Consider the following 25,936-nt stretch of genomic DNA (forward strand, 5'->3'; position numbering starts at 1 on the left):
TCTATTATTAGTATTACATCAGCCAACAACATTTATTTGAGACCAGGAAAATGAGCGAATCTTTAAAAATATTAAATAACATCCGTACTCTCCGCGCACAGGCAAGAGAAACTTCTTTAGAAACTTTAGAAGAAATGCTGGAAAAACTCGAAGTTGTCGTTAATGAGCGTCGTGAAGAATTCTCATTAGAAAAAGCAGCTGAAGAAGAGCGCGTACAGAAATTACAAAAATACCGTGAAATGTTAGAAGAAGCTGGAATTGATCCAACTGATCTTCTAGAAGCAAATGCAGTTAATAAGACTGGCCGTGCTAAACGCGCTGCTCGCCCTGCTAAATATTCTTACGTTGATGAAAATGGTGAAACTAAAACTTGGACTGGCCAAGGTCGTACACCAGCTGTAATCAAACGTGCTATTGATGAAGAAGGCAAATCATTAGACGATTTCCTTATCTAATTTAAGTCAATTCTCTATTTGAAATACCCTTTTAAAAATTTAAAAGGGTATTTTATTGTTGGCTATTTTCTATTAAACAAGTGTTTAATTTTAATATGTGCTGATGTTATTTTCTTAATAGATATAGTCAGGAAAATAGAGAATAGATGAATGCGTTATAAATATTTATCTATAATGAAAAAGGAGCTTTTAAAGCTCCTTTTTATTTTATATAACAAAAAGTATATTAGTTTTTGTTATGATAATAACTTAGATACCAATCAACGAACTGACTCACTCCGTATTCAACAGATGTATTAGGAGAAAAACCCGTTTTATTAGATAAATCTTCGCAATCTGCACAAGTAGAAAGTACATCACCATCTTGCATTGGCATTAAATTTAATTTGGCTTTAATACCTAATGATTTCTCTATCGCCTTAATAAAATCCATTAACTTAGTTGGCTGACCATTCCCAACATTATATATTTTATAAGGTGCAGAACTTGAAGATGTTTCCCCTTTTTCAACTGTCCATTTATCGTCTTTTTGTGGAATAATATTAATAAGACGAACAACTGATTCGACAATATCATCAACGTAAGTAAAATCTCGCGTCATATTTCCACCGTTATAAACATCAATAGCTTCACCTGCGATCATCGCTTTTGTAAACTTAAATAATGCCATATCAGGGCGACCCCACGGACCATAAACAGTGAAAAAACGTAATCCTGTTGTGGGTAATTGATAAAGGTGTGAATAGCTATGAGACATTAACTCATTAGCTTTTTTAGTTGCCGCATATAATGAAACAGGATGATCAACAGAATCTTCAGTGGAAAAAGGTTGCTTTTGATTTAAACCATATACAGAACTGGAAGATGAGTAAATAAGATGCTCAACTTTACTATGACGACACCCTTCTAATATATTAATGTGCCCGATAATATTAGCATCAATATATGCCATCGGATTCTCAATAGAATAACGAACACCAGGCTGAGCGGCGAGATGAATAACGCGATCAAATTTATATGTCGCAAATAATTGTGCTATTTCTTGTGAATCTACAAGGTCAACTTTCTCAAATTGAAAGTTTTCAAGAGCATTCAATTTAGCTAAACGCGCTTCTTTTAATCGAACATCATAATAATCATTTAGATTATCTATCCCAACGACATGATAACCCATATTTACCAATCGCTGACTTAAATGAGAGCCGATAAAACCAGCGGCACCTGTTACCAATATTTTCATATTACCACTCAAAGAACCTGATTAATGATTTTCATACGTTCAACGTTATCATGTTTAATATCATCTTCATAAACATCATAACGCTTAACGCACATCAAAGAGAATGCGGTCAATACCTTAATCGCTCGCACGTTAATTTTCCAGAGTTCTAGCAAAAATAAAAAATTATCGCATCAATTATCTACGAAAATTATGATGCGATAAACTTTATCTGCTTGAGTGTATCTCTAGAACAGCAGGAAACCTTATATCTTCAATGATTTGATCCATTGAGCAAAGTCTTCACCAAACTCTTCATGCTGTACACCGTATTCAACAAACGCTTTCATATAGCCTAACTTATTACCACAATCATGGCTTTTACCTTGTAAATGATAGGCTTCTACAGGCTCTTTCTCTATTAGCATAGCAATAGCATCTGTTAGCTGAATTTCATCACCTGCACCCGGTGCCGTTTTGGCTAATAAAGGCCAAATGTTTTCAGATAACACATAACGCCCAACTATAGATAAGTTAGAAGGTGCTTCTTCTTTCTTTGGTTTTTCTACAACACGAGTAATAGGTTTACTATCTCCTGGTTGTAATGTAGCACCCATGCAATCTACGATACCGTAATTAGAAACTTCATCTTCTGGCACTGGCTCTACCAGAATTTGACTAGCACCGGTTTGTTCAAAATGAGAAAGCATCTCTTTTAAATTAACCTTGGTTAAATCAGCACTGTATCTATCTAAAATAACATCTGGCAGGATAACAGCGAAAGGTTCATCGCCGACTAAAGGTTTGGCACACAAAATAGCATGGCCTAATCCTTTTGCTATTCCCTGACGAGTCTGCATTATCGTTACATGACTAGGACAAATCCCTTGTACTTCTTCCAACAATTGACGTTTAACCCTTTTTTCTAGAATAGCTTCAAGTTCAAAACTGGTATCAAAGTGGTTTTCAATTGAATTTTTAGATGAATGAGTAACAAGTACAATTTCATTAATACCTGCAGCAATACATTCATTAACAACATATTGGATAAGGGGTTTGTCAACCACTGGCAGCATCTCTTTCGGGATAGCCTTGGTTGCGGGTAACATTCTTGTTCCTAATCCAGCAACAGGGATCACCGCTTTTCTGACTTTACGTACAGTTGATGACATTACACTCTCCTACAGCTTACTGTTAAGCGCCATAAATATTTCCTGTTATGATATGACGCCGTTTTTAAAATAATCGCCAGAGTATATCAGTTAATATCTGTGGATAAACAGAGCCCTCACACTTAATTGAGATAGTTCTTCATATATGTTTAATATATGCGCAATAAACCATTTTATTTAATCTAAATTTAACTTTCACGAATAGGAGAAAACATTAACTTAATCTGATTTTTGCTATCCCAAACACGACATTGCCAATTTATTCCTTCACTTTTTATTTGATTAATATACAAAACTTGTAATGTCCCTAATGGTATTCCACTATTTAACTCTAGTCGTTTATCTTCAGTTTTTATTTCAGCTCGTAATCCCGCAGATGCCAATAATATATTTTTTTTCTCAGTATGATAATAACCCAACATAATAGGAAATGGCCCTTTCACTCCTATCTCGTGTAGCATTTTATTGAGTCTATTCAGCATATTGTACATGCTTGGTAATGTGCGATGTTTTTCTGATGATTTTAATATATCATTAAATACAACTCGCAAGAGTAATGCGACAAGTAACCCATGCTCATCATCATGAGAAATATCAACACAATAAAAAACAATTTGATTATTAGAGAGAGGAGCAATATCAAATAATAAACCCATTCGTTGCGCATCATTTAATTGCCGATAATTAACGCTATAACCGGCAACTACTTGCTTTACTTGGGGCTGCATCTGTTTAACGAACGACTGAATATAATGAGTATCTTGGCGTAAACTATTCCAAAGTGGCGCTAAGTGAACGCCTTCAATTAATACAGATTCAAAAAAGCCGGGACACAATACTTCGATTACTTTTTGCCTAAGCTTATTTAAATTTGTTACTGGCTTAAGAAATATTTCTTGAGCACCTAAACGCAACATTTCATCAATTTCAGCCATATTATCAGTACACGAAATAGCAATAACCGGAAAAGACCATTTACGTTGTTCAAGCTGAGTTAAAAAAGTAGGGCCATCCATAATCGGCATTTTAATATCACATAAAATAAGATCCGGTTTTAAACCTTCATCCAGCAAAGAGAGTGCCTGACTACCATTATCAGTCATATAAACACAGGCTTTTTCATGTGAGAAGTATTCCGTCAGCATTGTGCGAAAAACAACCTCATCATCAATTATTAAAATCTTCTTGCCCACTAATGCCTTGTTCATCGGCGGCTCCCGCAACTAACATTTCACTTGCTGCGTAATTAGCGTTACATTATTAGTATCAGTTTAGTTCAACATCGACGTTAATTATTCCCAAAGGTTACTTTTTTCTCTTTCGTCGTAATTTCGTCAAGTGAAACGTGATTTAGGACACTATTTTGTCAATTCTATGCCCATGTAATAGCCAGTTACCTTATAGTGAATGCTGCGAATCTTATCTGCTCGGCAATAAAAACGCTCCCACGGCACAAGCATTAATGCGTTCACGTTATTGTGCTTTTGTCTTTCATAATGCAGATTATCTAATAAAAACATGGCACCCTTCTTGTCGTGTAGAATCATTACGCGATGAGTTAATTGCAGGATTTCCAAATACGCAATGGCTAGGGCTAAATGTTATTTCCTCTCAAGGATCCCCTAAAGACAATGAAGCTTATGTCGAATTCTCGGCTTGCTTTATTGAAATAAATACCGATGATAAACAATATCTACACGAGCGTTCTCGTTTTACAAAAATAGATGATAGTTGGTTTTATATCGATGGTGTAAAACCTAAAGTAGGTCGAAACGATCCATGCCCTTGTGGCTCAGGACGTAAATACAAAAAATGTTGTGAACAATAACAACAAATAATTGCAAACAGACATCATTAAAGGATTTATCCGTACATGCAACACCAAAATACACAAAAGAAAATACTAAGAACTATTTGTCCTGATGCGAAAGGACTTATCGCAAAAATCACGAATATTTGCTACAAACATCAATTAAATATCGTGCAAAATAGTGAATTTGTCGATCACCGCACTGGACGCTTTTTTATGCGTACAGAACTTGAAGGTATCTTTAATGATGAGACATTCCTTGCTGATTTAGACGATGCACTACCACAAGGCTCTCAGCGTGAACTTAATACATCAGGTCGCCGCCGCATTGTTGTTATGGTGACAAAAGAAGCGCACTGTTTGGGTGATTTACTCATGAAAAGCGCGTTTGGTGATTTGGATGTTGAAATTGCCGCAGTGATTGGTAATCACGACACATTAAAACACCTCGTAGAACAATTCGGTATTCCTTTTCATTTGGTTAGTCATGAAGGACTAACCCGTGATCAACACGATGAGAAGCTGATAACTCAAATTAACCAATATAAACCTGATTATGTTGTATTAGCAAAATACATGCGTGTTTTAACCCCCGCATTTGTTCAAAACTATCCTAATCAAATTATCAATATTCACCATTCTTTTTTACCTGCATTTATTGGTGCTCGTCCTTATCACCAAGCTTATGAGCGTGGAGTGAAAATTATTGGTGCAACAGCGCACTATGTGAATGATAACTTAGATGAAGGCCCCATCATCACTCAGAATGTCATTAATGTTGACCACACATTCTCTGCTGAAGATATGATGAGAGCCGGCCGTGATGTTGAAAAAAATGTATTAAGCCATGCACTGTATTGGGTTTTATCCCAGCGCGTTTTTGTTTATGGCAACAGAACCATCATTTTATAATCTAAACACCTTGATTAGGTTATAAAGATAAGCGGTATAATGTTATACCGCTTTTTATTTTTATCTAAGACTGATTTAATTACTTTGCTATTTAAATATTTAGCCTAAAATCAACACAATAGCGAACGAAACTTAAACAAAGCGAACATTTTTACAGCGATTGATCTATTTTTGATAAAATAGCGCTTTACACATCTCCGGTATTTGGTATTATTGCGCCCGCTGTCACGGACAGCAGCACAATTAAATGTTGGTGGGATACCCAAGCGGCCAAAGGGAGCAGACTGTAAATCTGCCGTCACAGACTTCGAAGGTTCGAATCCTTCTCCCACCACCATCTCTTCTCCAAGTTTTACCTCTTATTACTGCATATTTTTAATTAAATCAACAAACCTATTTAGTACGCTCGAATGATATTTAGATTTATAAATGTAACAACTGTATCGTAATTCTGTTTGAGTTAACGCCAAAAAGCACAGTGACTGATCATTATCATACTTAAGCGGATTTTCATCTGTTAATAAAATAGAATCGTGTGTTTGTATAAAATTCAAACAACAATTTAAATCATCCATCATCCTAATACTGACCGCTTTAGTTTTTTGTGCAATTTCATTCTCCAAATTTTTTATTTTTGATGTTTTATAAAGAGCAGGATCACATAACCAAATATTATCACTCAATAAGCTATTTATATTTCCTTCAAATTTTGAAGCCATATCTTGGCGACAACAGATACCTAAATATTTATTTTCTATCTTATGTACCATACTAAACTTTTCACTAATAATTTTATCTGAACTTAATATTAATGTATTACCATCATAATCAGATATTTCATCAAAATTTTCCTTTGAAAATCTCATAATATTTATATGTGATTGATTTTTATTAGCTGCTTTATATAACTCCGTTAAATAACAACTTTTCCCCCAATCGTAATACACATGAATACTATTATTAATAACCCCTAATGTATGTTTTTTAGTAATCTCTTTTTCCTGTAAATAAAGCGATTTAAGATCATTGTATAGTTCTAGCCCATCCTGAGTTAAGCTCATACCAAATTTTTCACGTTTAAATAGACGCTTACCCAGTACTGCTTCAAAGTCCTTGATAGACTTAGCAACAGGCGGTGTAGTGCGATTCATCACACGAGCTGCTTTACTTAAAGATCCATTTTCTACTACTGCCATAAAGGCTTCTAATTTACGAGAGAAAAACATATTTCACCATTCCTTTGCTATATTGAAGAAAACAATCCAATTAATTAATTTAAAAAAATATTCTTATAAAAAATGAATGTTAATTTATTCTTTTTATTTTCACCCCCTAATAAAAATGATCATTACTTGAAAGTTTATATTCATTCTTTCACATTTCTTTATATATAAAGAATGACAATACTTACATTCTTCTATCAAAGATTAGTTTATGTTTCTACTTTATTCAGTTAATATTTTTTGTTACATGAATGCTTGTTTTTATTAAATTATCACATCATTATTTTATTTGTTATTTAATATTCTATAAATTGCTCTTATTTAATCATTGATAAGTCCTGTTATTGGCATCATATTTACTTACATTAGCTCTAGCTTCCTGTTAGTATAAGTAATCCTATTATTCAATTTATAAATGGTTAACATTCACATGAAATTTGTCTCTTTCAATATTAATGGCCTGCGTGCTCGCCCTCACCAACTTGAAGCTATTATAGAAAAACACCAACCCGATGTTATCGGACTCCAAGAAACAAAAGTTCATGATGATATGTTTCCATTAGAATCAGTCGGATCTTTGGGCTATCACGTTTTTTATCATGGACAGAAAGGTCATTATGGTGTTGCCTTGTTAACCAAAGCAAAACCAATTGCTGTACGTAAAGGCTTTCCTGGTGACGATGATGACGCCCAGCGTCGTATGATTATGGCTGATATCGAAACACCAGCAGGATTACTTACTGTAATGAATGGCTATTTCCCACAAGGTGAAAGCCGTGACCATGAAACTAAATTCCCGGCCAAAGAAAAGTTCTATGCTGATCTGCAAAATTACCTTACGACAAGCCTAAAACCTACATCTCCAGTACTGATTATGGGCGATTTAAATATTAGCCCAACCGATAAAGATATTGGTATTGGCGAAAATAATATGAAACGTTGGCTAAAAACAGGAAAATGTTCATTTTTACCTGAAGAACGTGAATGGCTCGCGACATTAATGGTCTGGGGTTTAACCGATACATTTCGTGAAAAATATCCTGAAACTGAAGATAAATTTTCGTGGTTTGATTATCGCTCTAAAGGGTTTGATGATAACAGAGGCTTACGTATCGATTTATTATTAGCAAGTCGCTGTTTAGCCGATAATTGTATTGCAACGGGTATTGATTATGATATTCGTGGAATGGAAAAACCATCTGATCATGCCCCTGTTTGGGCTGAATTTAAACTGTAATGACGATTTAAGAATATATTGAAATTATATCCCCTGAAAAATACAGGGGATAATTAAAACACACTAATTAACTCTCTATTTTTTCGTCTTTATTTTTTACGCCACTGTTAGTCTTGCTACTTTTCGTTTCACTTCTCTTTTTAGTTGCTGATTTGCGTTTTTTATAATTTGCCGGCGCAGGTAAATTTCTAAAGGCCTGAATATTAGGCCGACGCTTAGCCTGAGTTATCAATTCAATAAGCGTATTATTTAATGGCAACATAAAATCTTGATATTTAAATTGCTTTTCACTTATTTGCGTTAATATCGATTCCCAATGCGCAGTCATATCTGGTAATGTGGCCAATTCAGGCAAAACATTAATTAGTGCTCTACCCGCAGGCGTAGACGTAATTGCTCGTCCTTTCTTTTGCAAGAATCCACGCTTAAACAGTAATTCAATAATTCCTGCTCGCGTTGCTTCCGTTCCTAATCCATCTGTTGCTCTTAGGATTTTCTTAAGATCTTTATCTTGCACAAACCTAGCTATCCCAGTCATTGCTGACAGCAACGTCGCATCAGTAAAAGGCCTTGGCGGCTGAGTTTGTTTTTCAACAATCTCACCTTTTTCACATAGCAATTCATCACCTTTTACTACCACAGGCAAAGGTAAACCATCATTTTCAGCATCTTGTTCTTTGCTGCCTAATAATAATCGCCAACCTGCTTGTGCTAAAAATCTTGCTTTGGCAATGAACTTACCATTTTCGATATCAAGTTCAATAACACATTTGCGATACACCGCATCAGGCATAAATTGCATTAAATATTGGCGAGCCACTAAATAATAGATATTTTTTTCGTTTTCATTTAACGAAATATTGCCAGTTTTGGCTGTAGGAATAATAGCATGGTGAGCATCAACTTTTTTATCATCCCAGCACCGATTCTTTTTATCGATATCTAATGCATCTTGCGGTAATAAGCTGTTATCGTGCACACTAATGGCATTAATAACCGAATGACGCCCTGCAAAATGTTCTTGTGGGAGATAACGACTATCAGAACGAGGATAAGTAATAAGTTTGTGGGTTTCATATAAACGCTGACATGTATCAAGCACTTGTTGCGCACTTAATCCAAAGCGTTTTGCGGCCTCAATCTGTAAAGCCGATAATGAAAAAGGCAATGGCGCTATTTCAGATTCTTGCTTATCTTGGTAATCCGTTACATTCGCGGGTTTATTTTTTATTCTTTCAACAACATGTTCAGCAAGCTTGCGATTTAATAATCGCCCTTCTTCATCTTGCCAGGCTTCACAATGCTCACTTGGTTGCCAAGTCGCCATAAAGCGTTCATCTGCTGGCGTAACGATATGCGCTTTAACTTCAAAAAAATCCTTAGGAATAAAGTTTTCTATTTCTTCATCGCGACGAACCACTAATCCTAGCACTGGTGTTTGAACTCGCCCTACGGATAAAACACCTTGATAACCATTTCTTTGGCCTAATAAGGTATAGGCTCTTGTCATATTGATACCATAAAGCCAATCCGCTCTAGCCCTTGCTAAAGCAGAGACACATAGCGGAATAAATTCATGGTTGTAGCGTAACTTATCAATAGCTCGCGTCACCGCAGCGGGGTTTAAATCATTAATTAAACAACGGCGGGCTTCTTTTTTTTGCTTTGCGCTAATATTAAGGTAGTTAAGAACTTCATCAACTAATAGCTGACCTTCACGGTCGGGGTCTCCGGCATGAATAACTTCATCAGCTTGCTTAAGTAATGTTTTAATTGTCTCTAACTGTTTTTTGACATCAGCTCGGGGCTTGAGTTGCCATTGTTCAGGAATTATCGGCAAATCATCTAACGACCAGCGAGCATATCGCGGGTCGTATGCATCCGGCTCAGCCTGCTCAAGTAAGTGACCAACACACCATGTCACATACTGGTTATCACCACAAAGTATAAATCCATCACCTCGTTTATGAGGTTTAGGTAACACATCAGCAATAGCTCGAGCAAGGCTGGGTTTTTCTGCAATAAATAATCTCATTACGTTAGTTTATCACTTCAATTAACGCTCTGTTTGATACTGGCGCGGTTAACTCACCAATAGAAGTCAACTCAATATCAAAACGTGCTGCGACTTCTTTTACTTGCTCAATTGCTTCTGGTAATACAGCTAATAATAAACCACCCGAAGTTTGAGGATCACACAATAATTTACGTTGCATTTCGCTAATTTCACCAATTAAATGGCCATAGCTTTCAAAGTTACGTCCCGTTCCTCCAGGTACACAACCTTGTTCAATATAAGATTCAATTTCTGGCAATTTAGGAACTTGTGAGAAATGCACAGTAGCTTGTACATCAGAGCCTTCACAAATTTCACTTAAATGCCCTAATAATCCAAAGCCTGTAACGTCAGTCATTGCCGTTACGCCTTCGATATCAGAAAAATCAGCGCCTGCTTTATTCATACGACACATGATTTCTGTTGCTAACCCCTGATGCTCAGGTTTTAACAATCCTTTTTTCTCAGCAGTAGTTAATACACCAATCCCTAAAGGTTTAGTTAAAAACAGCTGACAACCTGCTTTAGCCGCGCTATTTTTCTTAACTTTACTAACAGGAACCACACCTGTTACCGCAAGACCAAAAATAGGTTCAGGCGCATCAATAGAGTGGCCACCAGCCAGAGAAATACCCGCCTCTTGACATGCAGCACGACCGCCTTCAATCACTTCTCGCGCAATTTCAGGGGCCAATTTATCAATTGGCCAACCTAAAATGGCTATCGCCATAATAGGTTTTCCCCCCATGGCAAAAATATCACTGATTGCATTTGTCGCGGCAATACGACCAAAATCGTAAGGATTATCAACGATAGGCATAAAAAAGTCGGTTGTACTGATAATACCGGTGCCATTACCTAAATCATAAACTGCAGCATCATCTTTGGTTTCATTACCAACCAATAAATGAGGATCATGAAATTTAGCTTGTTCACTGTGCAAAATTGTTTCGAGCACTTTTGGGGAAATTTTACAGCCACAACCTGCACCATGACTATATTGTGTTAGACGAATAGCTTCAGACATAAAACGTATCCTTTCTTAAAAATAGGTCACAAAATCAGTTAAGTCAGCAGGAGATACGGTTGCTGGCGCTTTTAATGTCGGCGTTCCTAAATATAAAAATCCTACAATTTGATCGTGCTCACCACAGCCAAGACCTTTTCTTACCACTGCATCATGAGTCCATGAGCCTGAACGCCAAATACCACCAAATCCTTGAGCGAGTGCCGCCATTTGCATAGCCTGAACACAACAACCAGCGGCAACAACTTGCTCCCATTCAGGTACTTTTGGGTGTGATTTCACTTTAGCGATAACAGCAATAATTAAAGGAGCTCGAAAAGGCGCATTTTTTGCTTTTTCTTCAACATCAGCACCAAGTTTGTTCACGACTGCGGCTTTATGTAGCAGTTGGCTAAAGCGCTCAATACCTTCATTTTGCATAACAACAAAATGCCAAGGTTTTAATGCGCCATGATCAGGTGCCCGCATTCCCGCCTGTAAAATAGTATCAAGTGCTTTACTATCAGGGGCGGGAGTGGTGAGTCTAGAAGCTGAGCGACGATTTAAAAGCAGTGTTAATGCATCCATTTTTTATTCTCCTGTCAGCGTTTGATTTTAGCAAATTGCTACTTTTTTAGGGATGAACAGTTCTTATCAATTCTCAGTATAACAAACTGTTATATTACCATCATCCGCAAATGAAGGCGGGGATTTTTAACGAAAAAACAGTTCATTTCCTATCACAATGCGCTTTTTACTCATAAAATGAATGTTTTTTTATTTTATGCCATACATTGCGTTATCTGGGTTCAACATTTCGTGCAACTAAAATAAGTTTTCTGTCAGAACGACCAAGTTATTTCTTTTATTCTTTGCAATGAACGCTATTCTTTTCGTTTAAGATACTTATCGACTGAAAGATAGATTATTAATATTGGCTTAATAGTGTGCGGCAATAATAGGCTAGTTATAAATCAATGACAGACATTCGGTAGCGCCTATATTAGAATATTCGTAATTGTCACTTTCAAGTCGTTTAAAGGCTTAGTATTAAACATAAAACGACATAAGATTATTGCTGTGAAATTTAGCTATTCAGATTCACGATTAGCGAGTAATAAAGCGTAGGAAGAATGCCTAAAATAATTGTTATTCATCTGTATGGCATTAAACTATTTAGCATCAGAATATCTATTCCTATTGCAATTGTTCACTTCAATATCTGTATGCCACCCATTTACGTTAACCAGCCTTTTCACAAATAATTCTAGCATGACTGTTTAGAATTAATTTTTAGCTTTACATGATGTGGAGATAATATGAGTAAAATTATGGAGTTAATAGGTGCAATCTTCCGTTTTAGTTGGCAAGCCATTAACTTTATCAGGAAGCTAATTCTAAACATTGTTTTCTTCTTCCTCTTTTTTGCTGTAATAGGCATCTATCTTGTTGCCAATGAAGCACAAAAACCGGTTAATTATGAAGGAGCATTACTGGTTGATCTTAAAGGTGTTATTGTTGATCAAACGACTAATCAAAATCCATTAGGACAAATGAGTAAAGAGCTTCTTGGCGTATCAAGCAGCCAGTTACAAGAAAACTCATTATTTGAAGTTGTTGATACACTTCGTGAAGCAGCAAGTGACCCTAAGATTAAGGGGATGGTATTAAAACTTGATGAGTTTGCGGGCGCAGACCAACCCTCTTTAAATTACATCGGTAAAGCCTTAACTGAATTTAAGAAAACGGGTAAACCTATTTATGCCGTGAGTGGTTATTATAGCCAGCCGCAATATTATCTTGCCTCTTATGCGGACAAAATTTATTTAACACCACAAGGTGCTGTGGGTATTTATGGCTTTGGTTTTCAAAATCTTTATTACAAAACATTGTTAGAAAAACTAAAAGTCAGCACACATATTTTCCGTGTAGGTACTTATAAATCTGCGGTTGAACCATTAATGCGTAGCGATATGTCACCAGAGGCCCGAGAAGCCTCTTTACGCTTAGTTAATTCATTATGGTCTACTTATTTAACGCAAGTTGCTGAGAATCGGAGTGTCACCACCGAAGATATCTTCCCTGGCGCTAAAGAGATGATCGAACAATTACGCAAAGCTGATGGTGATAGTGCAACTTACGCCTTAAATCGTAAATTAGTTGATACTGTAAGTTCTTATAGCCAATTTGAAATGGATATGACAGAAACATTTCAATGGAATAACGAAACTAACCAATTTAAAAATATTAGTATTTATGATTACGCGGCTAATTTAACTACTGATATTCCATCAAATGATGAAGGTAATATTGCAGTTGTTATTGTTCAAGGTGCCATTATTGATGGTGAAAGTATTCCCGGTTCTGCTGGTGGTACAACCATTGCTAGCCAAATTCGTGAAGCGCGTTTAAATCCTAATATTCGAGCACTGGTTTTACGCGTAAATAGCCCTGGTGGTAGTGTTTCCGCTTCAGAGCAAATTCGCAGTGAAATAGCAGCATTTAAACAACAAAAACGCCATGTAATTGTTTCTATGGGAGGAATGGCTGCTTCAGGTGGTTATTGGATTTCAACACCTGCGAATAAGATTATTGCTAGTCCTTCGACGTTAACGGGTTCTATTGGTATTTTTGGCGTGATTAATACCTTTGAAAATAGCTTAGAATCTATTGGTGTTTATTCTGATGGCGTAAGTACTTCACCACTAGCAGGATTATCTGTCACTAATAAGTTACCTGAAGAGTTTGCTGAGTTATTACAACTAAATATTGAAAGTGGCTATAAAACTTTCCTTAATTTAGTTGCTGAATCTCGTAAAAAAACGCCAGAACAAATTGACCGTATTGCACAAGGCCGAGTTTGGGTTGGAATTGATGCAAAAAAAGTAGGCTTAGTTGATGAATTTGGTGATTTTGATGACGCTATTGATGCTGCTGCAAAAATGGCAAAAATTAAAGAGCCTGTTATCGATTGGATGAAACCTGAGTTAAGTTTATCTGAACAAATATTAATGAGTTTATCTTCCAATGCAAAAGCGATTATTCCAGATCCGCTACAAGCTTATTTACCCGCACCCGTTATCAAAGAAGTTAAAGCGCAAACTGAGTTTTATCGCAATATGAATGATCCACTAAATCGTTATTCATACTGCTTATCTTGTGGTGATATTCAGTAATCGTATAATTCTGTATGTACCTGTTGAATACCATTTAATAACAACAGGTGCATACTTCTAATAATCCATCGTTTTAACCAGATTATCTGCTATTACACTTTTTAAACTCATTTTTGTTGATATTTTTTTAACACAATGATTTAAAGCATTAATTACTTATTCTCTATTTTCTATTTTTTAGCGCCCTTTCCTTTTTTTATTCTGCAAACTCCCTATAATCAGTTATTTCTCACAGCTTAATAAGAGTACTTGGACTGATGCAAAAGAAATCAATCTACGTTGTCTATACTGGCGGAACTATTGGTATGCAACATTCTGATCATGGCTATATTCCTGTATCAGGACATCTACAACGCCAACTAGCTAAAATGCCTGAGTTCCATCGTGAAGAGATGCCTGATTTTACGATTAAAGAGCATCTACCGCTTATCGACTCTTCTAATATTACACCGGAAGATTGGCAATCTATTGCTGATGATATTAGCGAAAACTATAACAATTATGATGGTTTTGTTATTCTTCATGGCACAGACACAATGGCGTTTACTGCATCAGCACTCTCATTTATGTTTGAGAACTTGAGCAAGCCAATTATCGTTACGGGTTCTCAGATCCCATTAGAAGCACTACGTTCTGATGGGCAAACTAATTTGCTAAACGCACTGTATTTAGCTGCACATCATCCTATTAACGAAGTCGCTCTTTTTTTTAATAACACTCTTTATCGCGGTAATAGAACAATTAAAGCTCACGCCGATGGCTTTAATGCATTTGCTTCACCCAATAGCGCGCCTCTTCTAGAAGCGGGAATTAATATAAAATCATTTAAAATTAATCCATTTCCCAAAACAAAAGGCGAATTTATTGCTCACAGTATTACCCCGCAACCTATTGGAGTTGTGACTATTTATCCGGGGCTCTCGGATGAGATTGTTAATAATATTCTTATGCAACCCGTTAAAGCATTAATTCTTCGCTCTTATGGAGTAGGTAATGCACCTTCGCATCCCGCGTTACTATCAACGTTACGTAATGCCACAGAACGAGGCATTGTAGTCATTAATCTGACTCAATGTATTTCAGGGCGCGTTAATATGGAAGGGTACGCAACAGGACAAGCCTTGGCTGAGGCGGGTGTAATAAGTGGCTATGATATGACTTTTGAGGCAACATTAACTAAGTTGCATTATTTATTGAGTCAGCAATATAGTTATAATCAAATTTGCCATCTTATGCAGCAAAATCTTCGTGGTGAAATGACACTGGATGATAACGATTAATATTAATTAAAGGTGAGATAGTGAAAAACTCAGCATTGTTACTGGTTGATATCCAAAATGATTTTTGCACTGGTGGTGCACTTGCAGTCAACGAGAGCGATGCTGTTGTTCAAATAGCAAATCAACTCATCGCTTATTTTAAACACACCAAAAATCCAATTATCGCTAGCAAAGATTGGCACCCAGCCAATCACCTAAGCTTCGCTGAGAACTCAGGTACTGTGATTGGCGAAATAGGTAAGCTTAATGGATTACCTCAAGTTTGGTGGCCTATACACTGTGTACAGCAAAGTCATGGTGCAGAATTTCACCCTGAGTTAGATTATGAGGCTATCAATCATATTATATATAAAGGGCAAAATCGTTTAATCGACAGCTACAGCGCCTTTTTTGATAATGACCATGAATACCAAACTGGCTTACATACTCTTTTACAAACTCTGAATATTAAGCATCTCTATATTTTAGGTATTGCTACAGACTATTGCGTGAAATTTACAGCATTAGATGCATTATTATTAGGTTATCAGGTGTCGGTTATCACGGATGGCTGTCGCGGTGTGAATATTCAGCCTGATGATAGTAAACAAGCTTTAGCTGAAATGCAGGACAAAGGGGCTGAATTAATTAATTCAATAAATTACCTTAATAATATCAATAGATAAGCTAGCAATTTTAATTTTCCATACAAAAAATGGCAATCCATTAATCGTTATAATTAATAGATTGCCACCTCTTATATAGCTAATTTAATTTTATAGATAATTTAATTTTAAAATAGCTTAGTCATCATCCATTGGCGTCAATGTTGCTAATCGTTCAGACTGAAATTGGGCTTTAAGTTCTTGTTTACTTTTCATCGTGATTTGCCCATTAGTGCCGACAGTCATATGCTCAGGAGAGTGATTATTTTTTGCCTGCCATAATAAAACTATCTGCATACAATGCGCTTTCTGCTCATCGGTTAATGCGACACCGTCTGGCCACTTGCCCAACTCAACAGCGGTCGAAAGACGTTGATAAATTTCAGGTGTTACCATCGAAATTAGCTCATTAACTTCCATTAATCGCTCCACATAAGTCAAATATTCTTTCTAATAGCTGAATCGTTTTTTCTTTTGTTTCAACATTGTTAACGAACACGGTTAAACACTAGCCTTTCTGCACTTCTTGCGTTTCACTGTTCGTAAAAGCCAGCGAAGCAGAATTGATGCAATAACGTTGTCCTGTTGGCGCGGGGCCATCATCAAATACATGCCCCAAGTGTGCATTACATTGCTGACACCGTACTTCAGTTCGCTTCATATTGTGTGAAAAATCATCAATATAGCGAATTGCATTATCACTAACAGGCTGATAAAAACTTGGCCAACCACATCCTGCATCAAACTTGGTTTCAGAATAAAACAAGGGTGCAGAACAACATAAGCAGTGATAAATACCTGTTTGACGATTATGTAACAGCTTGCCACTAAAAGGGGGTTCAGTGCCATGTTGCTGCGTAACATATTTTTGCATTTCATTGAGCATTGATAAATCAAGGTGATTGTTATTACTTGAAATATTCACTTTCTTTTCATTATCTGACATAAAAACCTCATGCACACAAAAAAGCTTTTTAAAACAACAGTAAATAATAACAAAGATTTAACAACAAATCTGAAAAATATGGTCTAAAATCAATGCTAGTAATCTTTAGTTTTTGAAATGTGATGTATTTCACATAACGGAGCAAAGGTAACTTCATTTATCGGCGATGTTCCCGATAATACACAGCGTAACATTTAGCTAAAACGTCCAATCTTTAAGCAAAAAGTGTTTTTTTAATTGATTTTTTGCAATTATTGACACGATTCCGCTTGACGATTGGCGCGGTTTTGGTAACTTTAGAAGCAACTTTTTAATTCACTAATAAAGCTGGTGGAATACATATGACTATCAAAGTAGGTATTAATGGTTTTGGTCGTATCGGCCGCATCGTTTTCCGTGCTGCTCAAGAACGTTCAGATATCGAAATCGTAGGTATTAACGATCTGTTAGACGCAGACTACATGGCATACATGCTGAAATACGATTCAACTCATGGTCGTTTCAACGGTACTGTTGAAGTAAAAGATGGCCACCTCGTTGTTAATGGTAAAACCATCCGCGTAACATCAGAAAGAGATCCAGCAAATCTGAAATGGAACGAAATCGGTGCTGACGTTGTTGCAGAAGCAACTGGTCTGTTCTTAACTGACGAAACCGCTCGTAAACACATCCAAGCTGGCGCTAAAAAAGTTGTTCTGACTGGACCTTCAAAAGACAACACTCCTATGTTTGTTATGGGCGTAAACCATAAGTCATACGCTGGCCAAGATATCGTTTCTAACGCATCTTGTACTACTAACTGCTTAGCGCCTTTAGCTAAAGTTATCAACGACAACTTCGGTATCGTTGAAGCACTGATGACAACAGTTCACGCAACAACTGCTACTCAACGTACTGTTGATGGTCCGTCTGCTAAAGACTGGCGTGGTGGTCGTGGTGCTTCTCAAAACATCATCCCATCTTCAACTGGTGCTGCTAAAGCAGTAGGTAAAGTAATTCCAGAGCTGAACGGCAAACTAACTGGTATGTCTTTCCGTGTTCCTACTCCTAACGTTTCTGTGGTTGACTTAACAGCACGTCTGGAAAAACCAGCAACTTACGCACAAATCTGTGACGCAATCAAAGCAGCTGCTGAAGGCGAACTGAAAGGCGTTCTGGGCTACACTGAAGATGCAGTAGTTTCTACTGACTTCAATGGTGAAGTTCTGACCTCTGTATTTGATGCTAAAGCGGGTATCGCACTGAACGACAACTTTGTTAAATTAGTTGCTTGGTACGATAACGAAGCGGGCTATTCAAACAAAGTTCTTGATCTGATTTCTCATATCTCTAAATAATTAGAGCTTAAGAAAGTCAAGATATCTCTTAGAGCCACCTTTTCGGTGGCTCTTTTATTTTTTACCCAGTCAGTTTATTGTATTGAGATAGTCAGTGACATAAGGTTATAAGATAATGAATGAGAAAATTTTTTCTTTGCCGATTATTGAACAGATATCACCTTACTTAAGTCGTCGGCAATTAGACGAACTCCCTATCCTTGTTATTTCCCATCCGAAAGTACGTGCTGCAATTAGTCTTCAAGGGGCTCATCTTATTGCATGGCAACCTGCGCAAGAACATCCGGTTTTTTGGTTAAGTGAAGATTCCTTATTTACACCGGGTGTCGCAATTCGAGGTGGTATTCCTATTTGTTGGCCTTGGTTTGCTTCAGCAGGTACACCAAGCCACGGTTTTGCGCGTATTTTGCCTTGGGAATTTAGTGCCCACTCTGAACAAGATGATGGCGTATTAATTACCATGTCCTTAAAAGAGAGCCAACAAACGAAAAAATATTGGCCTCATGAATTTACAGTGATCGCTCGCTTTAAATTAGGTGCGACCTGTGAAGTCGAGTTGGAATCCTATGGTGATTATGAAGCAACCGCAGCCCTTCACTCTTATTTTAATGTTAGTGACATCGATAATGTTTCAGTAACAGGCCTAGGAGGCCACTATATCGATACTGTTGCTGATAAAGAGGTTTACACAGATGAAGCCTCACTTCGCTTTAACGGACGCACTGACAGGCTTTACACAGAGCCTGAAGATTTCAATCTTATTCATGATGATGGTTGGGATCGCACAATTGAAGTTCACCACTATCACCATAGTGATGTTGTTTGCTGGAATCCTGGCGCTGAATTAGCTAGTTCAATGAAAGATATGAATGCAGGAGGTTATCGCAAAATGGCCTGTGTAGAAACAGCACGTATTCATCAGCCATTAAAACCCGACAACGTTCACCCTGGGCGTTTATCTGTCGTTGTACGTGTTCGTAAAAATATCGCTGAAAAATAATCAATATTACGATTCATTAAAAACAAAAAAGCTTCGGTTGATACCCGAAGCTTTTAACATGCAAAATCAAATCACTATTTGACACTCTATTTCAATGTATTTTCCATATCTTCAATAAAAGTACTGGCTTTTTTACAATTTTCGATAATCTTAGGATCATCTTTTATTTCTGCTGTATCTCGATTCACCGCGCAATATTTACTTTTTATACCTTCCATATAGCTTAACTTTGCTGCAATTACGACCTGTTTTTCACAGCGTTCTTTATCGCGCGAGTCTTGGCATATATTGCCTTTGATTTTATTTACCATTTCAAATCCTGTTCTGAGTTTTTCTTCAGATATAACGGTAAAAGGGATCCCTCCCAATAATAAAATTAAAAACAATTGTTTCACGACACCATCCTTATTTGTTTAATAATGCTTATGATAACGAATAGTCAATACAAAATTAAGCGGAGGATGAATAGATATAAGAAATAAATTAAATAAGATTTTTTTATATGAATATAGTCAAGTATTCAATAAAAAATAATCAATATTACGATTCATTAAAAACAAAAAAGCTTCGGTTGATACCCGAAGCTTTTATCCATATAGGCAATACAGCAATATTGATAGCAATTAGAATTTATAAGTGACGCCAGTCCACACTATCGCAGTAACGGATTTATTTACCATTGGGCTATCTTTCACTTCACTTGATAGATGATCAACACGCCCCATCGCAAAGAAATTCCAGCTATCAGTCATTTTATAGTTAGCAGACAGCTCAACATAAGGTCTCCAGCTGTCACTTGGGTTATATTCAGCTAAACCACTACGTTGAGATTCACTGTGCTTGACACCATAAGCATATTGATTTTGTTTCTTACTATCCCAAACAACACCCAAACCTGGTTGTAATGACCAATTACCTGCTTTAAATGGATATAAATAAGCGGCATCAGCAATAACACCGTCACTTTTGCCTAATAAATCGGCAGAAATAATTGCTCTTAAACTACCCCAATCTTCTTGGTGTTTATAGGTAAATCCACCCATCAACGTATCGCGGCGACGATCTAATTTTTTCATTTGAGCATCATCACTATCACCCGGTTTAAATGCTTGTGGGTAATAATGAAGATCGACAGAAAGTTTATCTTTCGGTGCATTCCATAAATAGTAACCTGCGGCTAATGTAGCGAAATAGAAATTCTCAGATTCATAATTAACCATTGGAACAGGTAATAAATAATCTTTCGATTTCACGCCCTTATAAGGTGTTACTTGAGCTAACACTGAGCCACCAATAGACCACTCACCAGCAAATGCTGTTGGTGCACTTAATCCTGCGATAATGGCTAAAGAAATAATAGTCTTCTTACTCACGATGATTTTCCATATTGTATTTAATAAAGTAGTAACCAAAGCCATATTTTAACGCGCATTAGCTACGATATGGCATATTCTACCTGTATCTATTCTAATTTCTGAACTAAATGAGTTGCAATTAGTGCTTGTCCTAATGCGATGCCACCATCGCCGATAGGTAATAGTCTAGATGTTAATACATTTTTATTATTTAATTTTTTCTTAAACATCTGTTTAAGTAGTCGATTATTAAATACACCGCCAGAAAGAACAACTGTATTTATATTATGCTTATCAGCAGCCTGCAACACGATATTGCCTAAACTTTCCGCTAATAAATAATGAAATAACCAAGCTTTTTCATTTACATTTAATTCTAAACATTCCCATGACGACCAAAAAACAGACAAATCAACAACGTTGTTTTTCAGTGGCATTAAATCACTGTATTTTTCAATTAAGTCGATATACTTATTTTCGTTACACTGTAACGCAGCAGTTTCTAAATAACACGCGGCCTCTCCTTCCCAACTAATTACCTTGGGTGATAATCCCAATGATGCTGAAACTGCATCAAATAATCGCCCACAAGAAGATGCTTTTGGTGAATTAATCCCTCGTGTTATCGCTTTATTTAATAACTGTAATTCTTGTAGTGGAATAAACTGAGTTATTGCACTGCGTTGCCAGTCTGGCGTAAATGCAGATAAATGCGCTAACCAATTTCGCCAAGGTTGAGTCGATGCCAAATTACCACCAGGCATAGCAACTGCAGGTAAACCACCAAGGCGTTCTGATTTTTGATAATCCACCAGCAAGCATTCACCGCCCCACAATGTATTATCTTGTCCATATCCTAAACCATCAAGCGCAATGCCGATAACAGCACCTTGTTGGTGTGTATGACCATGCTCAGCCAAACAAGAAACAATATGTGCATGATGATGTGAAACTTCAATTACAGGGATATGTTGCTCTTGAGCAAATTGCTTACCCAATTGATGGCTGATATAGCTAGGGTGAGCATCAATTGCAATAGCTTTTGGCGTAAAACGATAAATCTGCTGAAAAAGTGCCAATGACTTAATTAACTGTTGTCGAACACTTAAATCATCTAGATCACCTAAATGAGGCCCCATAATCGCCTGATGTTGTCGTAACAAGCAAAACACATTTTTAAGATCCCCGCCCATCGCCAAAATGGAGGGTTGTGATGTAAAGGTCTCTGGTAAAGCTATCGCATCAGGAACATAACCGCGTGATCGACGGATCATCACACACTGCTTATCTTCAATACGGACTAATGAATCATCAGCTCTTTGTATAATATCTCTGTTATGCATTAGAAATAAGTCAGCAATATCCCCCAATTGAGATAACGCATCTTCATTAGATAACGCGGGTGTATGTCCAGAAGCATTACCCGATGTCATAACAAGTGGTATATTTGTCTGACGCGATAAAAGATGTTGCAGTGGATTAGCCGCAAGCATGACACCAATCTCCGTCAATCCCGGTGCAATTAATTCACTTAAAGTAGGCGCTACCGATTTAGGAATAAGCACAATAGGAGCAGCAGTACTTTGTAATGCTTTAATTGCAGCCAAGCGAAAATTCGGATCTTGTTTATCTTCTTTAATTTGCTCGATATCCGTTATCATCACTGCTAATGGTTTTGCGGGTCGATGTTTACGTTTTCGTAATAATGCAACGCTTTCATTATTACGCGCATCACAAACCAAATGAAAACCACCAATGCCTTTAACTGCAACAATTTTCCCAGCAAGTAACGCTTCACAAGCTTGCACTAACGCGGACTCTTTTATTGCTAATTTGGCCCCTTTAGTATCAGTGAGCCAAATAAGAGGACCACAAACAGGGCATGCATTAGGCTGTGCATGAAAACGTCTATCCGCAGGATCTTCATATTCGTGCTTACATTCAGGACAAAACGGAAAATCAGACATTGAAGTAAAGGGCCTATCATAAGGCATTTTTTTGATGATAGTAAAACGCGGCCCACAGTGGGTGCAGTTGATAAAAGGATAATGAAAACGACGATTTGCAGGATCGAATAACTCGTTAATACACGCCGTACAAGTTGTTGCATCTGGCACGACTTGTGTATCCATCTCTCCCCCACCGCTTTTTACAATAATAAAGTCGGTAGGCTGTTGTTCCCAATGATAAGGTGTTTGCTCTATACGTTCGATACGTGCAAGTGGCGGGCATTCTGCGTTAAGCGCTTCAATAAAAGCTTTAGTTTGAGGAGATAATGTTAAATGAATCAATACACCCAAACTATCGTTACTCACTTGCCCTAGTAAACCAAAGCGATGAGCTAATTGCCAAACAAATGGACGAAAACCAACCCCTTGAACTTTGCCCTTCACACGTAATGCAATGCCGTTACTCATAGGTTCACCAAATCAAAATAAATTTAATCCTATTCTAGTTTAGTGATTATCAACAACTTTCATTTAGATCAGAAAAAGTGGAATTAGGTAAATTAATCATGACTTCAACAGCGACTCTTGGCGCAATTGCACACAATAATTCGTAGCCAATAGTCCCGCAGGCCGTTGCGACTTCATCGACAGGTAATTGATCCCCCCACAGCTCTACTTGACTTCCGTAAACAACATCAGGGTAATCGGTTACATCAATAGTTAACATATCCATTGATATACGCCCTACTAATTGTGTTTTATGACCATTTACCATAATCGGAGTACCATCAGGTGCATGTCTTGGATAACCATCAGCATAACCACACGCGACCACACCTACTCGCATATCGCGCGTTGCAGTAAATCGGCTACCATAACCAATTTGCTCACCCTGTTTAACATTTTGTACTGCTAATATTTCGCTATTAAAGGTCATTACAGGTTGTAAATCAAAATCGGCAATATCTTGCCAAACACCGGAAGGTGATACCCCATAAAGAATAATACCAGGACGGATCCAATCTTGATGTGTTTCTGGGTTAAATAACGTTGCAGCTGAATTGGCTAAACAACGCGGTAAACTATTTACCATCGTTTGGTTTATTACCGTTTTTTGCGCATCCATATTCAGCCCTGTATCAGCATTCGCAAAATGTGACATTTGAATAACAGAGCCAATATTATTTATGTTTTTAGCACGCGCCAATGCTTGCGGATAGTGCTCGGGGCGATATCCCAGTCTATTCATTCCACTATTAAGCTTAAGATAGATATTAATAGGTCTATCTAACTGCGCTTTTTCAATAGCATCGAATTGCCAATCAGAATGCACGGTCGTTGTAAGAGAATAACGTTCAAGTAAATAGACATCTTCAGGCTTAAAAAAACCTTCTAACAATAAAATGGGGCCAACCCAACCTTGTTCCCTTAACATAATGGCTTTGTCTAATTCAATTAATGCAAAACCATCAGTGTGACTCAGCGCTGGCCATACACAAGATAAACCATGTCCATAAGCATCTGCTTTTACCACAGACCAAACTTTACTGCCTGTTGCCCTTGCTTTAATAACAGCAAGGTTATGGCTCAGTGCATCTAGGTTAATGGTGACTTTTGCGGGTCTAGACATGGAATTTCCTCAATTAATAAGCAGCGTCAAGCTTTTGCCCTGGACGAAGCAATTTGGTATTAAAACCATCGATATAACGGAAAACAGATAAGTCATCAGCTGCAATTGCAGGTTTATTTCCTGAAATTAAATCGGCTAACAGTTGTCCTGAACCACATGCCATTGTCCACCCCAATGTGCCATGCCCCGTATTTAACGATAAATTGCGATACGCTGTAGGGCCAACTATCGGCGTACCATCGGGTGTCATGGGTCTTAATCCTGTCCAAAACGAGGCTTGCTCAATATCACCACCCCCCTCATACAAATCTTGCACCACCATTTTCAGCGTTTCACAGCGTGATTTTAAAACATTTAAATTAAAACCGACCACTTCAGCCATGCCACCAACGCGAATGCGATCATCAAAACGTGTCACTGCGATTTTATAAGTTTCATCTAAAATAGTGGACATTGGTGCTCTGGAAGCATCAATTATCGGCATCGTCAGTGAATAACCTTTAAGGGGGTAAACCGGAATAGAGACTTTATCTTTTAGAAGTTCAGTTGAATAAGATCCCATTGCAACCACATAGTGATCGGCAGTTAGCAAACCATCATGACATTGAACGCCCGATACTTTATCACCATCAAACAGTAAATGTTTAATTTGTTTATTAAATAAAAAAGTAACACCCGCATCTTGTGCCATTTGAGCTAGTTTTTTGGTGAATATTTGACAATCCCCTGTCTCATCATTAGGTAAACGCAAACCACCAGTTAATTTGTAACTGACATGTTCAAGAGCGGGTTCAGCTAATTTAAGTTGTTCTGCGGTTAACAACTCATAGGCAACACCTTCTTGTTTTAATACCGCGATATCATTGGCTGCATTATCAAATTGTTGCTGATTACGAAAAAGTTGCAGCGTCCCACCTTGCCGCCCTTCATATTCAATGCCTGTATCTTGACGTAATTGGCGAATGCAATCACGGCTATATTCAGCAATTCTCACCATGCGGCTTTTATTCATTACATAATGTGAAGCATCACAATTACGCAACATTTGCCACATCCAACGCAGTTGAAAAAGCGAACCATCTGGTCTAATTGCTAAAGGTGCATGTTTTTGAAACATCCATTTTACTGCTTTCAGGGGAATACCCGGCGCTCCCCAAGGCGTTGCATAGCCTGGTGAAATTTGTCCTGCATTGCCAGCACTTGTTTCTTCTGCAGCACTATTTTGTCTATCAATAACAATAACTTCGTGTCCTTGCTGTACAAGGTACCACGCACTGGTTACACCGATAACGCCGCCACCTAAGATAAGCACTTTCATGGCAAGACTCCAATAATTTACATTGATATAACATAAGAATAATATTCTATACACAAAAAGCCAATATAGAATAATCATCTAGAGTAAGAAAAACGTAAATTTTAGAGTTAAATCACATTTAATAAGCATTTGCGAAGCAAATTAATTTTTCAACTTATTAATATTACTTAAAAATCAAATAGATAAAAATATAAAGTATTCCTGAGATAAA

At 37.2% G+C, this 25,936-nt stretch carries 24 protein-coding genes and 1 tRNA gene; 10 read left to right on the top strand and 15 right to left on the bottom strand.

What is annotated here, in order from left to right; translation table 11 throughout:
- Positions 1-50 precede the first annotated feature (50 nt).
- Positions 51-455, top strand: coding sequence for a histone-like nucleoid-structuring protein H-NS (gene hns, locus PH4a_RS16755; RefSeq protein WP_064720138.1), 405 nt, complete (start codon positions 51-53; stop codon positions 453-455).
- Between the two features lie 226 nt (positions 456-681).
- Here hns and PH4a_RS16760 read toward each other — a convergent pair whose 3' ends face one another.
- The 4 genes from PH4a_RS16760 to rssB all read right to left on the bottom strand — a co-directional run bounded on the left by PH4a_RS16760 (position 682) and on the right by rssB (position 4,054).
- Positions 682-1,695: an NAD-dependent epimerase gene (locus PH4a_RS16760; RefSeq protein WP_129041394.1), complete on the bottom strand. Its 1,014-nt coding sequence runs from the start codon at positions 1,693-1,695 to the stop codon at positions 682-684.
- Between the two features lie 8 nt (positions 1,696-1,703).
- Positions 1,704-1,826, bottom strand: a complete 123-nt coding sequence (locus tag PH4a_RS18440) for a hypothetical protein (RefSeq protein WP_275658103.1) — start codon at positions 1,824-1,826, stop codon at positions 1,704-1,706.
- 114 nt (positions 1,827-1,940) lie between these two features.
- Positions 1,941-2,846 (bottom strand): UTP--glucose-1-phosphate uridylyltransferase GalU, encoded by a 906-nt coding sequence (gene galU, locus PH4a_RS16765; RefSeq protein ID WP_129041396.1) that lies wholly within the window; start codon positions 2,844-2,846, stop codon positions 1,941-1,943.
- A 188-nt stretch (positions 2,847-3,034) separates the two neighbouring features.
- The gene (rssB, locus tag PH4a_RS16770) at positions 3,035-4,054 is read right to left on the bottom strand and encodes a two-component system response regulator RssB (protein WP_129041398.1); all 1,020 of its coding nucleotides are present in this window, start codon (positions 4,052-4,054) and stop codon (positions 3,035-3,037) included.
- A 155-nt stretch (positions 4,055-4,209) separates the two neighbouring features.
- Between rssB and PH4a_RS16775 the strand changes: the two genes are divergently transcribed.
- The 3 genes from PH4a_RS16775 (at position 4,210) to PH4a_RS16785 (ending at position 5,905) form a co-directional block, all read left to right on the top strand.
- On the top strand, positions 4,210-4,674 hold the full coding sequence (locus PH4a_RS16775; RefSeq protein WP_129041400.1) for a YchJ family protein: 465 nt from the start codon (positions 4,210-4,212) through the stop codon (positions 4,672-4,674).
- Positions 4,675-4,719: 45 nt separating this feature from the next.
- Positions 4,720-5,568, top strand: coding sequence for a formyltetrahydrofolate deformylase (purU, locus tag PH4a_RS16780; RefSeq protein WP_064720146.1), 849 nt, complete (start codon positions 4,720-4,722; stop codon positions 5,566-5,568).
- 252 nt (positions 5,569-5,820) lie between these two features.
- Positions 5,821-5,905, top strand: a tRNA-Tyr gene (locus PH4a_RS16785).
- Between the two features lie 25 nt (positions 5,906-5,930).
- Here PH4a_RS16785 and PH4a_RS16790 read toward each other — a convergent pair.
- On the bottom strand, positions 5,931-6,794 hold the full coding sequence (locus tag PH4a_RS16790) for a LysR family transcriptional regulator (RefSeq protein ID WP_064720147.1): 864 nt from the start codon (positions 6,792-6,794) through the stop codon (positions 5,931-5,933).
- Positions 6,795-7,221: 427 nt separating this feature from the next.
- Between PH4a_RS16790 and xthA the strand changes: the two genes are divergently transcribed.
- Positions 7,222-8,028 (top strand): exodeoxyribonuclease III, encoded by an 807-nt coding sequence (xthA, locus tag PH4a_RS16795; protein ID WP_129041402.1) that lies wholly within the window; start codon positions 7,222-7,224, stop codon positions 8,026-8,028.
- Between the two features lie 67 nt (positions 8,029-8,095).
- On the opposite strand, the gene PH4a_RS16800 is transcribed toward xthA, so the two are convergent.
- The 3 genes from PH4a_RS16800 to PH4a_RS16810 are packed head-to-tail and all read right to left on the bottom strand — an operon-like array spanning position 8,096 to position 11,678.
- The gene (locus PH4a_RS16800; protein WP_129041404.1) at positions 8,096-10,063 is read right to left on the bottom strand and encodes a DNA topoisomerase III; all 1,968 of its coding nucleotides are present in this window, start codon (positions 10,061-10,063) and stop codon (positions 8,096-8,098) included.
- A gap of 4 nt (positions 10,064-10,067) precedes the next feature.
- A complete protein-coding gene (gene selD / locus PH4a_RS16805) occupies positions 10,068-11,111 on the bottom strand; it encodes a selenide, water dikinase SelD (RefSeq protein ID WP_129041406.1) in 1,044 nt (347 codons plus the stop codon).
- Between the two features lie 15 nt (positions 11,112-11,126).
- On the bottom strand, positions 11,127-11,678 hold the full coding sequence (locus PH4a_RS16810) for an NAD(P)H nitroreductase (RefSeq protein WP_064720151.1): 552 nt from the start codon (positions 11,676-11,678) through the stop codon (positions 11,127-11,129).
- 731 nt (positions 11,679-12,409) lie between these two features.
- On the opposite strand from PH4a_RS16810, the gene sppA reads away from it, so the two are divergent.
- From sppA to pncA, 3 genes are all read left to right on the top strand, one after another.
- Entirely contained in the window at positions 12,410-14,266 is a 1,857-nt protein-coding gene (gene sppA / locus PH4a_RS16815; RefSeq protein ID WP_129041408.1) for a signal peptide peptidase SppA, read from the top strand.
- Positions 14,267-14,523: 257 nt separating this feature from the next.
- Positions 14,524-15,546 carry an asparaginase gene (gene ansA / locus PH4a_RS16820; protein ID WP_129041410.1) on the top strand — a complete coding sequence of 341 codons (1,023 nt, stop codon included), beginning with the start codon at positions 14,524-14,526 and terminating at the stop codon, positions 15,544-15,546.
- A 20-nt stretch (positions 15,547-15,566) separates the two neighbouring features.
- A complete protein-coding gene (pncA, locus tag PH4a_RS16825) occupies positions 15,567-16,211 on the top strand; it encodes a bifunctional nicotinamidase/pyrazinamidase (protein WP_129041412.1) in 645 nt (214 codons plus the stop codon).
- Between the two features lie 117 nt (positions 16,212-16,328).
- Here pncA and PH4a_RS16830 read toward each other — a convergent pair whose 3' ends face one another.
- On the bottom strand, positions 16,329-16,610 hold the full coding sequence (locus PH4a_RS16830; protein ID WP_064720155.1) for a YeaC family protein: 282 nt from the start codon (positions 16,608-16,610) through the stop codon (positions 16,329-16,331).
- Between the two features lie 88 nt (positions 16,611-16,698).
- Positions 16,699-17,136: a peptide-methionine (R)-S-oxide reductase MsrB gene (msrB, locus tag PH4a_RS16835; RefSeq protein ID WP_129041414.1), complete on the bottom strand. Its 438-nt coding sequence runs from the start codon at positions 17,134-17,136 to the stop codon at positions 16,699-16,701.
- Between the two features lie 341 nt (positions 17,137-17,477).
- Between msrB and gapA the strand changes: the two genes are divergently transcribed.
- Both gapA and PH4a_RS16845 read left to right on the top strand, forming a co-directional pair.
- The gene (gapA, locus tag PH4a_RS16840; protein ID WP_064720157.1) at positions 17,478-18,473 is read left to right on the top strand and encodes a glyceraldehyde-3-phosphate dehydrogenase; all 996 of its coding nucleotides are present in this window, start codon (positions 17,478-17,480) and stop codon (positions 18,471-18,473) included.
- A 115-nt stretch (positions 18,474-18,588) separates the two neighbouring features.
- Complete coding sequence (locus tag PH4a_RS16845; protein WP_129041416.1) at positions 18,589-19,473, top strand: D-hexose-6-phosphate mutarotase; 885 nt, start codon at positions 18,589-18,591, stop codon at positions 19,471-19,473.
- Positions 19,474-19,559: 86 nt separating this feature from the next.
- On the opposite strand, the gene PH4a_RS16850 is transcribed toward PH4a_RS16845, so the two are convergent.
- The 5 genes from PH4a_RS16850 to PH4a_RS16870 form a co-directional block, all read right to left on the bottom strand.
- Complete coding sequence (locus PH4a_RS16850) at positions 19,560-19,868, bottom strand: hypothetical protein (protein WP_129041418.1); 309 nt, start codon at positions 19,866-19,868, stop codon at positions 19,560-19,562.
- Between the two features lie 228 nt (positions 19,869-20,096).
- Positions 20,097-20,891 carry a MipA/OmpV family protein gene (locus PH4a_RS16855; RefSeq protein ID WP_064720160.1) on the bottom strand — a complete coding sequence of 265 codons (795 nt, stop codon included), beginning with the start codon at positions 20,889-20,891 and terminating at the stop codon, positions 20,097-20,099.
- Between the two features lie 44 nt (positions 20,892-20,935).
- Positions 20,936-23,245: a carbamoyltransferase HypF gene (gene hypF, locus PH4a_RS16860; RefSeq protein WP_129041420.1), complete on the bottom strand. Its 2,310-nt coding sequence runs from the start codon at positions 23,243-23,245 to the stop codon at positions 20,936-20,938.
- Positions 23,246-23,294: 49 nt separating this feature from the next.
- Positions 23,295-24,407 (bottom strand): alanine racemase, encoded by a 1,113-nt coding sequence (alr, locus tag PH4a_RS16865; RefSeq protein WP_129041422.1) that lies wholly within the window; start codon positions 24,405-24,407, stop codon positions 23,295-23,297.
- A gap of 13 nt (positions 24,408-24,420) precedes the next feature.
- Entirely contained in the window at positions 24,421-25,725 is a 1,305-nt protein-coding gene (locus PH4a_RS16870; RefSeq protein WP_129041425.1) for a D-amino acid dehydrogenase, read from the bottom strand.
- Positions 25,726-25,936: the final 211 nt, after the last annotated feature.

The organism is Proteus hauseri (assembly GCF_004116975.1).
GTDB lineage: Bacteria > Pseudomonadota > Gammaproteobacteria > Enterobacterales > Enterobacteriaceae > Proteus > Proteus hauseri.

Bases quoted from the DNA above. Each gene is read 5' to 3' on its own strand.
- selD (WP_129041406.1), bottom strand. From the start codon at position 11,111: ATGTCTGAAGCTATTCGTCTAACACAATATAGTCATGGTGCAGGTTGT.
- sppA (WP_129041408.1), top strand. From the start codon at position 12,410: ATGAGTAAAATTATGGAGTTAATAGGTGCAATCTTCCGTTTTAGTTGG.
- rssB (WP_129041398.1), bottom strand. From the start codon at position 4,054: ATGAACAAGGCATTAGTGGGCAAGAAGATTTTAATAATTGATGATGAG.
- PH4a_RS16800 (WP_129041404.1), bottom strand. From the start codon at position 10,063: ATGAGATTATTTATTGCAGAAAAACCCAGCCTTGCTCGAGCTATTGCT.
- alr (WP_129041422.1), bottom strand. From the start codon at position 24,407: ATGTCTAGACCCGCAAAAGTCACCATTAACCTAGATGCACTGAGCCAT.
- galU (WP_129041396.1), bottom strand. From the start codon at position 2,846: ATGTCATCAACTGTACGTAAAGTCAGAAAAGCGGTGATCCCTGTTGCT.
- xthA (WP_129041402.1), top strand. From the start codon at position 7,222: ATGAAATTTGTCTCTTTCAATATTAATGGCCTGCGTGCTCGCCCTCAC.
- PH4a_RS16830 (WP_064720155.1), bottom strand. From the start codon at position 16,610: ATGGAAGTTAATGAGCTAATTTCGATGGTAACACCTGAAATTTATCAA.
- purU (WP_064720146.1), top strand. From the start codon at position 4,720: ATGCAACACCAAAATACACAAAAGAAAATACTAAGAACTATTTGTCCT.
- gapA (WP_064720157.1), top strand. From the start codon at position 17,478: ATGACTATCAAAGTAGGTATTAATGGTTTTGGTCGTATCGGCCGCATC.
- hypF (WP_129041420.1), bottom strand. From the start codon at position 23,245: ATGAGTAACGGCATTGCATTACGTGTGAAGGGCAAAGTTCAAGGGGTT.
- PH4a_RS16870 (WP_129041425.1), bottom strand. From the start codon at position 25,725: ATGAAAGTGCTTATCTTAGGTGGCGGCGTTATCGGTGTAACCAGTGCG.
- msrB (WP_129041414.1), bottom strand. From the start codon at position 17,136: ATGTCAGATAATGAAAAGAAAGTGAATATTTCAAGTAATAACAATCAC.
- PH4a_RS16760 (WP_129041394.1), bottom strand. From the start codon at position 1,695: ATGAAAATATTGGTAACAGGTGCCGCTGGTTTTATCGGCTCTCATTTA.
- PH4a_RS16810 (WP_064720151.1), bottom strand. From the start codon at position 11,678: ATGGATGCATTAACACTGCTTTTAAATCGTCGCTCAGCTTCTAGACTC.
- hns (WP_064720138.1), top strand. From the start codon at position 51: ATGAGCGAATCTTTAAAAATATTAAATAACATCCGTACTCTCCGCGCA.
- PH4a_RS16790 (WP_064720147.1), bottom strand. From the start codon at position 6,794: ATGTTTTTCTCTCGTAAATTAGAAGCCTTTATGGCAGTAGTAGAAAAT.
- ansA (WP_129041410.1), top strand. From the start codon at position 14,524: ATGCAAAAGAAATCAATCTACGTTGTCTATACTGGCGGAACTATTGGT.
- PH4a_RS16855 (WP_064720160.1), bottom strand. From the start codon at position 20,891: ATGGCTTTGGTTACTACTTTATTAAATACAATATGGAAAATCATCGTG.
- PH4a_RS16845 (WP_129041416.1), top strand. From the start codon at position 18,589: ATGAATGAGAAAATTTTTTCTTTGCCGATTATTGAACAGATATCACCT.